This is a genomic window from Pseudonocardia lutea, from assembly GCF_042658055.1.
Lineage (GTDB): Bacteria > Actinomycetota > Actinomycetes > Mycobacteriales > Pseudonocardiaceae > Pseudonocardia > Pseudonocardia lutea.
Genome location: NZ_JBHSQK010000016.1, coordinates 1 through 9,136, shown reverse-complemented (window position 1 = coordinate 9,136; position 9,136 = coordinate 1). Strand labels below are relative to the sequence as shown.

Sequence of the window (9,136 nt, the reverse complement as noted above, 5' to 3'; positions counted from 1 at the left end):
ACGCCATCCGGGTCTACCGCAACGCCTTCGGGGATCCGATGGGCCAGGCCGGCCCCACCGGAGGCGGCGGCGCTGAACGTCGTGCGCGGAGTAACGCTCTCATCACCTGGAGCGATTCGTCTGCATGACTGATACGTCCGCTCCCCCGGTCGAATCGACAGCCGATGCCCTCGCTCAATTCCTCTCCAGCCTTGACTGGAGCGACCTGCAGAAGGTCGAGAGTAACTACCGAAATCGAGCGATGGCCGTCCAGCATGGCGACGCTCTGGCAGCCTGTCTGGATGCAACGGTTGCACAGATGGCGTCCGCCGAACTGGTGCGCAGGAGCGTCATCAACGAGTGGGCGAACAACCTACTTCCGTAGCAGGAGAGGCAGGAGATGAAGAAGGGCGCCTCGCCAATGCAGCGGAGCGCCCTTCTTCGGCTCTTCCGGATTTAGAGTGCGAGGGCTCCGCAGTGCAGTAGCGACCGGATCCGGCAGTTGATCAGGTTGCGGAAGCCCAGGGCGTTACGGCGCAGCGCCTCGAGACGGCCGTTGATGGCCTCGGTCGGACCGTTCGAGGCGTGGTGGTCGAAGTAGGCGAGGACGTCGGCGCGGCGACGGTGCAGGGTGGGACCGAGGGGTGGCGAGTTCGTCGAGCCCGGCCGGTAGCCCGCTGCGGAGCCGGTCGATCACTTGTGTGAGCAGTGCCTTGCCGCGTCGCCGGTCCTCCGTGGCGTAGGCGGCGGTGATCTGCTGATAGGGCCCCCAGGTGACCTCGACCGCGGCGTGCTCGTCGCCGGCGAACACCGCCTCGAGCCGGGTCCTCTGCTTGTCGGTGAGCAGACCCAGGCGGGTGCGCAGCGTGCGCCGCACCCGGTAGAGCGGGTCACCGGTGCGGCCGCGGTGGCCGAGGGTGTCCTGCTGGACGCGTTGGCGACACAGGTCGAGCTTGTGCCCGGCCAGCGCGACGACGTGGAACGGGTCCATCACGGTGACCGCGTCCGGGAGGGTGTCGGTGGTGGCGTTGTTGTAGCCGCCCGAACCCGTCCATCGCCACGACCCGGACTCCGTCGCGGAAAGGTCTGGTCGCGGGCATCGAGCCAGGTCCTCAGCGCTGCGGCCGAGCGGCCCGCGACCAGGTCGAGCAGTCGTGCGGGCCCGTGGCCTGCGGCGACGGCGGTGAGGTCGGTGATCACGGTGACGAACCCGTCGCCGTCGGCGCCGAACACATGGGCCCACTTGTGCTCGTCGATTCCGATCACCCGGACCCCGTCGAGGCGGGCGGGGCCGGCGGTGAGCAGCAGAGCCTCGGTGGCTGCGACGGCGACGCTGTTCACGGTGTCCCAGGAGCGGCCTAGGTCTCGGGCGACCGCGGCGACGGTGGCCTTGTCGATCGCCACGCGGCGCAGCACGTAGTCCGCGCACCGTCGGGTGGTCGAGGCCCCGGGGCGGGCCAGGCGATCCGAGTCGTGGACGAAGATCTCGCGGGCGCAGGTCGTGGTAATGAGCCTTTCTCAGTAGCGCTGGGTGGTGTCGGGGCGACACGCCGATGGTGGTGAGTTGGCCCGGAACGGGCGCAGGACCCCGGTAGAGAAGTTGGTCCTTCCACAGATCAACACTCATACCGAGGTCCTGCGTGTCCGATCCTGTCACCTACACCGCCGTGCTTCCGATCCGGGAGTCCACCCTCGCGTTCCTGGCTCGGCTCCTGGACGTCGAGCGCACCCGCCGCGGCACCCGGCGGGGCCGGCGCGCGCTGGACTGCCGCGCCCACGCGGTGCTGGTGCTGCGCTGGCTGCTCGAGCCTGTCAGATGGTCTGTGCAACAAGATCCTCTTGAGTTGAGGAGTACACAGATGACCATGACCGGTGATCAGCAGGCCCACCCGCTCGGAGCCGAGGATTCATCGGCCGTGCAGGTACCGACCGCGCGTGACGCGGTGAACCGGATGGTCGAGGCCGGGCTACTGGACCAGCTGATGTCGCAGGTCGACGCCGGCGAGCTCACGCTGACCGGCGACGGCGGCTTCCTGCCCGAGATGATCAAAGCGGTGCTCGAGCGTGGCCTGGCCGCCGAGCAGACCGCGCACCTGGGCTATGAGAAGGGCGATCCGGCCGGACGCGGGACGCCGAACTCGCGCAACGGCAGCACCCCGAAGACGCTGGCCACCGAGGTCGGCGACATCGCCCTGGACGTGCCCCGGGACCGGGCCGGGACCTTCGAGCCGCGGTTGGTCCCGAAGGGGTCGCGGCGCACCGGCGGCCTCGACGAGATGATCATCTCGCTGTATGCGGGCGGGATGACCGTGCGCGACATCGCCCACCACCTGGCCCGCACGCTGGGCACCGAGCTGTCCCACGACACCATCTCCAAGATCACCGACTCGGTGCTCGAGGAGGTCAAGGCCTGGCAGTCCCGGCCGCTGGAGGAGATCTACCCGATCGTCTACCTGGACGCCCTGATGATCAAGGTGCGGGACGGGCACCAGGTCCGCAACCGGGCCGCGCACCTCGCCGTCGGAGTCGACCTCGACGGCGTCAAGCACGTGCTGGGGATCTGGGTCCAAGCCAGCGAGGGGGCGAAGTTCTGGGCCGGGGTGTGCGCCGAGCTGCGCAACCGCGGCGTGCGCGATGTGCTGATCGTCTGCTGCGACGGGCTGACCGGGTTCCCCGAGGCCATCGAGGCGACCTGGCCGCAGAGCATCGTGCAGACCTGCACCGTGCACCTGCTGCGCGCCGCGATGCGGTTCGTCTCCTACGCCGACCGCAAGAAGGTCGCCGCGGCCCTCAAGCCGATCTACACCGCCCCGACCGACGAGGCCGCGCGCCTGGAACTGGATGCGTTCGCCGAGTCCGAGCTGGGCCGGCGCTACCCGGCCACGGTGATGACCTGGACCAACGCGTGGGAGCGGTTCATCCCGTTCCTGGCGTTCCCACCCGAACTCCGGAAGATCATCTACACGACGAATGCGATCGAGTCGCTGAACTTCCAGCTCCGGAAGATCATCAAGAACCGGGGTCACTTCCCGAACGACGACGCCGCGATTAAGCTGCTCTGGCTCGCCATCCGTGACATCGAGGACAAGCGGTCCCGGGCCCGGGCGAAGGAGAAGGGCCTGCCCGCGAACGAGCGCCGAGCGCCCGGCCGACTCGTCGAGGGGGCCGTGGTCCAGGGGTGGAAACAAGCCCTCGGCGCCCTCGCCCTGGCCTACCCCGAACGCATCAACCCCTACCTGTCCTGACCCTTCCCTAGATCGACTTACACAGACTTCTTGACAGGTCCGGCTGCCTCGATGCCACCCGGGTCGCGCAATTGGCCCGCGACAACCAGATCGGCTCCGCCACGGTCTACCGGTATCTGCACGAGGCCATCGACGTGCTCGCCGCTCGCGCCCCCAGCCTGCGGGGAGCTTTGCTCGCCGCCCGCGGGGCCGGCTACACCCACGTGCAGCTTGACGGCACCCTGATCCGCACCGACCGCGTCCGCCGGCCCGGCCCTACCCCCGGCTGTGACCTGTGGTGGTCGGGCAAACACCACGCCCACGGCGGCAACATCCAGGTGGTCACCGCCCCGGACGGCTGGCCGCTGTGGGCCTCCCCGGTGCGCCCGGGCCGCGAGCACGACACCGCCGCCGCCCGCCACCACCCCGACCTGCTGCCCACCCTGCAGGACTGGGCCAGCGACGGCGCACACACCGCCCTGGCCGATCTGGGCTACGAAGCCGAGAGCCATCGGGTGCGCTGCCCGAGCAAGAAGCGCCGGGGCCACGACCTGACCCTCGACCAGCGCACCGCCAACCTGCTGCACTCCGCGACCCGCGCCCTGGCCGAACGCGGCAACTCCCTGCTCAAGACCACCTCCAAAGCCCTGCGCCGGGTCAGCCTCTGCCCCCGCCGCATCGGCGCGATCACCGCCGCCGCCCTCGTCGTCCTGCACCACGAACACGACCGCACAACATGAACGAAGGCCTACTGAGAAAGGCTCAATGGGCGACGCAGAGCGTGGCAGGCGCTGAGAACGGAGGAACGTCGGCGGCGGCGCATCGCTCCCCGGGGCGCCCCGAGCTCGACAGTGGCGCCGTGCCGGTCGAGGTGCCCCGCCGCGCCCGACGTCGAGCTGAAACGTGACCTCATCCGCCAAAAGGGCAGTTCAACGTAACGCGGGTCGGACGTCGGCGATCGTAGCTGGCTCTACTCAGCGAACGTAGAACCACCGACGTCAGCACGGCGAGGTTCAGCCGCGACGATGTGCTGCGACCGACCGACGACGATGCGCACTGGGCCGAGGAGGTGCGCCGCCTCTGTGCTGGCGTGCCGCCGCCCTGGTGGGTGTTGTAGTCGCGCTGAACATCCGCTTTGATCTGATCGTCCGGCAAATAGGCCTCGCTCGCTTCGAACTATTCGGAAGTTGATCAGGACGCCCCGATACGCTCACAGAGGGTCCTCGTCGCCGCAGAAGCGGCTCACTGGCCTCGCCGCGCGGGCAGCTCGTGAGGCCAGTATCGAGCGAGGTGGATGCCCAAACGGCTCGAATTGGTGTGCGGAGTCACTGGCTCGACGCCTGAGTGATTTCCTCTGGGTGCAGGTCCGGGCGGGAGCGCATGAACCGCGCGGGATGGCGCCAGCGGTCCTGCTCGAAGGCGGTATCGACCTCGAGCTCGACCACCACGCTGGGCGCCACCTGCACGTAGGCGACCGGTTCGCTCGGGCGCTGCCCGAACCGGGCCGATGGAATCACCCCCGGCCACGGATGGTCACCGGCCGGCGCGGTCAGGACGTCCCGAAGGTGCGCGCGGGCGGCGGCGGGAAGCGGCGTGGTGCGGCCGGCGACCCGCAGTCTGCCGTGCGCGCCGTACCGGCCCACGATCAGCGCCTCGGGCTCCTCGAGCGTGCCGAGCACTCCCCCGACGACCGCCTCGGCGGTCAGCCGTGTCTTGACCTTCCGCCAGGCCCGGGCGCCGGCGCGATAGGGCTGGTCGACCCGCTTGGCCACCACGCCCTCAATGCCCGACGCGGTGTGCTCCCGCATCCACAACCGGCCGACCGCCGGGTCGGCCGCGGTGGGCATGAGCACCAGCCCGTGCGGCAACCGTGCGCCGAGCAGCCCCTCCAGGCGCCCTCGCCGCTCGGTCCACGGCAGCGGCCGCAGGTCCGTGCCCTGGCGCGCCAGCAGGTCGAACACGACGTAGGCCGCCGGTTTGGCTATGGCGAGCCGCCCGGCGCCAGCGGTGGAAGGCTGTAGGCGTTCCTGCAGGGCTGCGAAGTCGAGCCGGCCCTGCTGCCAGACCACCAGCTCGCCGTCGAGCACCACGTCCTCGCCGAGCTCGGCCAGCGCGGCAACGATCTCCGGGAAATACCGGGTCAGCGACCGCAGCTGCCGACTATGCAACCGCGCCCTCCCGGCTACGGCGTGGGCCAGGCAGCGGAAGCCGTCGAACTTGGGCTCGTAGACCCACTTCTCCCCGACCGGCAGCTCCCCCGTGCTCACTGCCGCCATCGGCGGCAGCGGGTATGACACGGGGCTCACAACGCAGGACGATAAGCAGATCACCGAGGGTTCCGATCGGCGGACGAACCGTCACCCCAACTAGGGCAGCCCCGTGCAGCGGCGCGGCACGGCGCCCCCGGCAGGCGCGCCGCGACCGACCAGCAGAGCGCGCCAGCTCGATTGGGACGGCCGTAGGGCCGGGCGAGAAGCTCCCGCCCGGCCCGGCCGGGTGTCACAGGATCCGGATCGTCGAGCACATCCACCGGTCAAGGCCGACTAGCGTGAACGACGCGGCCAGCGCCCGGCGGCAGCCCCAGAGCCGGACCGACCCGGCCACCTCCACCGCGCCCTCGTGCGGCTGCGACGGGTGGAAGTTCAACAACCGGGCCCCGCCGCGCAGGCCGCTGGCCTCGACCGGCACCGCCCGCAGGTAACGCAGCACCCGCGGGGCGACCAGGTCGGCGAGCTGGGTGGCCGGGCGACGCTGGTCGAGCACCTCCATCAACATCGCCACCGTCCGGTGCGCCTGCCCGACCGCGGCGCGGTCGAGCACGACGTCGGCGACCGGGTCTCCCGGCGGGAGCTCGGGCGGGACGACATCAGGGGCGCGGTGCCCGCAGGTGGGGCACGGGTCGAGGAAGTCCTCGCCGTCGAACACCACCGCGCGGGCCGGGCGCAGCCCGAGCACCCGCCGAAGCGTGTTGTCGTGGGGCGTCTCCTGGTGGTCGAGGGTCTGGGTCATGGCGGCCTCCTGGACGGTCGGCGACCAGCCCGAGCAGCAGGTGCTTGTGGTTGTGGGGGGCTGGCTGCGGGGCGCGGTGCGAAGCGCCCGCCCTTGCTCCTCCGCGCCCGACTCCGCCCGGCGAGGCTCACGCTCCAGGGCAGCCCGCAGGGCTGTCGACGACAGTCGATGCGCCAGCACCCTGGAACGTGAGACCGGGCGGAGTAAGCGGCCCGTCACCAACACACAGCCCGGCCGATAGGCCGGACCGAGCTCGACGAAGCTCTCAGCGCGCAGCGCGCCTCAACCCTCAGTACAGGACTGTGAGGGCTAACAGTGCTACGCGAGCCTGTCAGTTGATCGAGCTCTGAGATCCGCCGTGGTTCGGCCCTCGGCGCTCGCCAGCGAGCGGCCTCTACGTCACGACCTCCCGCGACTTGTTCAGTGCGTCCTCCAGGCCGTGACGAGCCCGGCCGACCGCGTCGTCATCCTGCGCATCGAGCGCCACCAGCAGACGAGCCGCCCACACCCGCACCCCATAGACGTCGTCCAACGCCCGCAGAACGAGAACCGCGGCCTTCGTCAGATCCTCCGGAGTCGTCACGCGAGCGATCCCGCGCAGAATCTGGGATGCCTCGTAAAGCTTCATGATTCCCCGCTGATGCGCGTACCAAGATCCTCTTAGTCGCGAGGGAAGCGCGACCCTCCGAGCATAAGCCGCTCCGGGCGTTCCTGAGCACCGTGGTGCGCTGGCTGTCCGAGACCAGCGGGCGAGACGGCCACAGGATGGGGCCGTCGACATGGCCCGCGCCGCAGGGATCAGCACCTGCCCGGCAGTGTCGAGGCGGTGCTACGTCGCGTAGGGCTGAACGCCGCACCCTTGATCAGGTGCAGTTGCCCGGCGCTAGGTCCGCAGACCTACAAACAGCGATCTATACCCAACGCGCCTGATTCGGCAGCGCTGCAGGCGAGCTAGTGTCACGAGACATGGATTCAGCCACGGCTATCGGCATAGCCGCACTGGTCGTTTCGATTCTGTCGTTGTGCGCCTCGGCGCTCCTCGCATATCGACAACTCCGTCTCAGCAGGAGTTCGAATCATTCGACAGCCTTGATATCACTGTACACAGAGTTGCGGAAGCCACAGTTCCACGCGCACTACAACTATGTCGTTCATCAACTAGCAGTGGACCATCCACCGGAGCGGGGCGTTTTTGGCCTGCCCGCGCAAGCCCAAGCAGCCGTGGTGGATGTTGCGTACTACTAGCAGAACCTCGCGAACCTGATGGAGTTCGGCCTGCTCGACAGAAGCAAAGTACTTGCGATGATTCGCACACGCATTGTGAACTTATGGGCCGCGCTCCAACCGTATGTCGAGGTCGAGCGGCAGCGCGCCGCGCTGACAGGGTCAATCACGATTCTCATGACGCTGGAGCGCCACGCCGTTGCAGCTAGAGACTTACCACCGTATGAATGAGTTCGATTAATGCGGCGACCACTACAGCACGGAGGCGAGCCAATTGGTCCGCGCAATCGAGCCAGCTGGGCGAATTGGTGAGTACTGCTCGACATCCCAGTCGAGAGTTCGACCAGAACCGCACGAAGCGGGACGGAGTAGAGCCAACAGTTTGTTCATAGCTGCGTCTGCGTCGAGCAAATGTCCAGGTGGTGTCGGCGTGCACGCAATAAGCACCAGCTCGTCCGGCAGCCGCTGTGGTTGCTGCGCGCATGCGGAATCGCTCCACGGATCGCCCGCCGCGGAGTCGCCTACGGCTCGGAGCTCGGCACGATCCGCTGGGTCGTCGAGTGCGGCTTCGCCTGGCTGCACGCGTTCACTGGCTGCACGCGTTCAAGCGACTCCGCACCCCGCTACAAACACCGCGCCGACATCCACCTCGGCCTGCTCCAGCTCGCCTGCATCCTGATCTGTCACCGCCGACTGGCAAGGTCATCTGAAAGACCTCTTGGCCGCCCCTCCATGGCGTCTATCATATGAGGCGTTCTCGGCGAACTGAGACCTGCGCGTTTGGGAACGAAGGCCTCAGTCAGCCATGGCGCCATCCGCGGCCAGTTCAGAGATTCCGTCCGGCCAGCCGCGGAGCGCCGCGCTACCGCGCCTTCGCAAGGTCGAGGGCGATGTCTAGGATCATGTCCTCTTGCCCGCCGACCAGCCCGCGGCGGCCGACCTCGACGAGGATGTCGCGGGTGTCCAGCCCGTGCTCGGCCGCGGCGCGTTCGGCGTGGCGCAGGAAGCTGGAGTACACCCCCGCATAGCCCAGGGTCAGCGTCTCGCGGTCGACACGGACCGGGCGGTCCTGCAGCGGGCGGACGAGGTCCTCGGCGGCGTCCTGCAGGGCGAAGAGGTCGCAGTGGTGCTTCCAGCCGTGCAGGTTCGCGACCGCGATGAACGCCTCGATCGGGCAGTTGCCCGCGCCGGCGCCCTGCCCGGCGAGGGAGGCGTCGACCCGGGTGACGCCCTCCTCGACCGCGATGACCGAGTTGGCCACGGACAGCGAGAGGTTCTCGTGGGCGTGGATGCCGATCTGGGTCTTGGGGTCGAGAACGTCGCGGTAGGCGCGGACGCGGTCGCGGACGTCGCCCATGGTCAGCCGGCCACCGGAGTCGGTGACGTAGACACAGTGCGCCCCGGCGTCTTCCATGATCTTGGCCTGCTTGGCAAGGTTTGCGGCCGGGGCCATGTGCGACATCATCAGGAAGCCGGAGACGTCCATGCCCAGCTCGCGGGCCTTGCCGATGTGCTGGATGGCGATGTCGGCCTCGGTGGAGTGCGTGGCCACCCGGACCGAGCGCACGCCGAGGTCGTAGGCCTTCTGCAGCTCGTGCAGGGTGCCGATGCCGGGCAGCAGCAGCGTGGTGAGCACCGCGTTGTTCACCACGTCTGCCGCGGCGGAGATCCACTCCCAGTCGGTGTTGCTGCCCGGGCCG

Annotated in this window: 9 protein-coding genes and 3 pseudogenes; 5 read left to right on the top strand and 7 right to left on the bottom strand. The window is 68.9% G+C overall.

Annotated elements, in window-relative coordinates; translation table 11 throughout:
• Positions 1 to 124: 124 nt before the first annotated feature.
• Positions 125 to 364 carry a hypothetical protein gene (locus ACFQH9_RS08880; RefSeq protein ID WP_379565436.1) on the top strand — a complete coding sequence of 80 codons (240 nt, stop codon included), beginning with the start codon at positions 125 to 127 and terminating at the stop codon, positions 362 to 364.
• Between the two features lie 71 nt (positions 365 to 435).
• Here the strand turns inward: ACFQH9_RS08880 and ACFQH9_RS08875 are convergent, their stop codons facing one another.
• The 3 genes and pseudogenes from ACFQH9_RS08875 to ACFQH9_RS08865 form a co-directional block, all read right to left on the bottom strand.
• Positions 436 to 609, bottom strand: a complete 174-nt coding sequence (locus ACFQH9_RS08875) for a transposase (RefSeq protein ID WP_379565439.1) — start codon at positions 607 to 609, stop codon at positions 436 to 438.
• Between the two features lie 94 nt (positions 610 to 703).
• Positions 704 to 970, bottom strand: a pseudogene (locus ACFQH9_RS08870) (transposase); the annotation flags it as partial.
• Positions 970 to 1,440 carry a helix-turn-helix domain-containing protein gene (locus ACFQH9_RS08865; RefSeq protein ID WP_379565438.1) on the bottom strand — a complete coding sequence of 157 codons (471 nt, stop codon included), beginning with the start codon at positions 1,438 to 1,440 and terminating at the stop codon, positions 970 to 972. The gene ACFQH9_RS08865 and the pseudogene ACFQH9_RS08870, both read right to left, overlap by 1 nt.
• A gap of 398 nt (positions 1,441 to 1,838) precedes the next feature.
• On the opposite strand from ACFQH9_RS08865, the gene ACFQH9_RS08860 reads away from it, so the two are divergent.
• Entirely contained in the window at positions 1,839 to 3,224 is a 1,386-nt protein-coding gene (locus ACFQH9_RS08860; protein WP_379565437.1) for an IS256 family transposase, read from the top strand.
• 47 nt (positions 3,225 to 3,271) lie between these two features.
• Positions 3,272 to 3,943, top strand: a pseudogene (locus ACFQH9_RS08855) (HARBI1 family protein); the annotation flags it as partial.
• 585 nt (positions 3,944 to 4,528) lie between these two features.
• On the opposite strand, the gene ACFQH9_RS08850 reads toward ACFQH9_RS08855, so the two are convergent.
• The 3 genes from ACFQH9_RS08850 to ACFQH9_RS08840 form a co-directional block, all read right to left on the bottom strand.
• A complete protein-coding gene (locus ACFQH9_RS08850) occupies positions 4,529 to 5,509 on the bottom strand; it encodes an ATP-dependent DNA ligase (RefSeq protein WP_379565435.1) in 981 nt (326 codons plus the stop codon).
• A 193-nt stretch (positions 5,510 to 5,702) separates the two neighbouring features.
• Entirely contained in the window at positions 5,703 to 6,212 is a 510-nt protein-coding gene (locus ACFQH9_RS08845; RefSeq protein ID WP_379565434.1) for an Rv3235 family protein, read from the bottom strand.
• A 394-nt stretch (positions 6,213 to 6,606) separates the two neighbouring features.
• Positions 6,607 to 6,840 carry a hypothetical protein gene (locus tag ACFQH9_RS08840; RefSeq protein WP_379565433.1) on the bottom strand — a complete coding sequence of 78 codons (234 nt, stop codon included), beginning with the start codon at positions 6,838 to 6,840 and terminating at the stop codon, positions 6,607 to 6,609.
• A gap of 635 nt (positions 6,841 to 7,475) precedes the next feature.
• Here ACFQH9_RS08840 and ACFQH9_RS08835 point away from each other — a divergent pair.
• Both ACFQH9_RS08835 and ACFQH9_RS08830 read left to right on the top strand, forming a co-directional pair.
• A complete protein-coding gene (locus tag ACFQH9_RS08835; RefSeq protein ID WP_379565432.1) occupies positions 7,476 to 7,667 on the top strand; it encodes a hypothetical protein in 192 nt (63 codons plus the stop codon).
• A 243-nt stretch (positions 7,668 to 7,910) separates the two neighbouring features.
• Positions 7,911 to 8,186: pseudogene (locus ACFQH9_RS08830) on the top strand (hypothetical protein); the annotation flags it as partial.
• Positions 8,187 to 8,298: 112 nt separating this feature from the next.
• Here ACFQH9_RS08830 and dmpG read toward each other — a convergent pair.
• A partial coding sequence (gene dmpG, locus ACFQH9_RS08825; protein ID WP_379565431.1) for a 4-hydroxy-2-oxovalerate aldolase occupies positions 8,299 to 9,136 on the bottom strand: 838 nt, incomplete at its 5' end.

What these genes read in the sequence shown, in the direction of transcription:
- ACFQH9_RS08860 (WP_379565437.1), top strand. Translation starts at nt 1,839, where the DNA reads ATGACCATGACCGGTGATCAGCAGGCCCACCCGCTCGGAGCCGAGGAT.
- ACFQH9_RS08835 (WP_379565432.1), top strand. Translation starts at nt 7,476, where the DNA reads ATGGAGTTCGGCCTGCTCGACAGAAGCAAAGTACTTGCGATGATTCGC.
- ACFQH9_RS08845 (WP_379565434.1), bottom strand. Translation starts at nt 6,212, where the DNA reads ATGACCCAGACCCTCGACCACCAGGAGACGCCCCACGACAACACGCTT.
- ACFQH9_RS08840 (WP_379565433.1), bottom strand. Translation starts at nt 6,840, where the DNA reads ATGAAGCTTTACGAGGCATCCCAGATTCTGCGCGGGATCGCTCGCGTG.
- ACFQH9_RS08880 (WP_379565436.1), top strand. Translation starts at nt 125, where the DNA reads ATGACTGATACGTCCGCTCCCCCGGTCGAATCGACAGCCGATGCCCTC.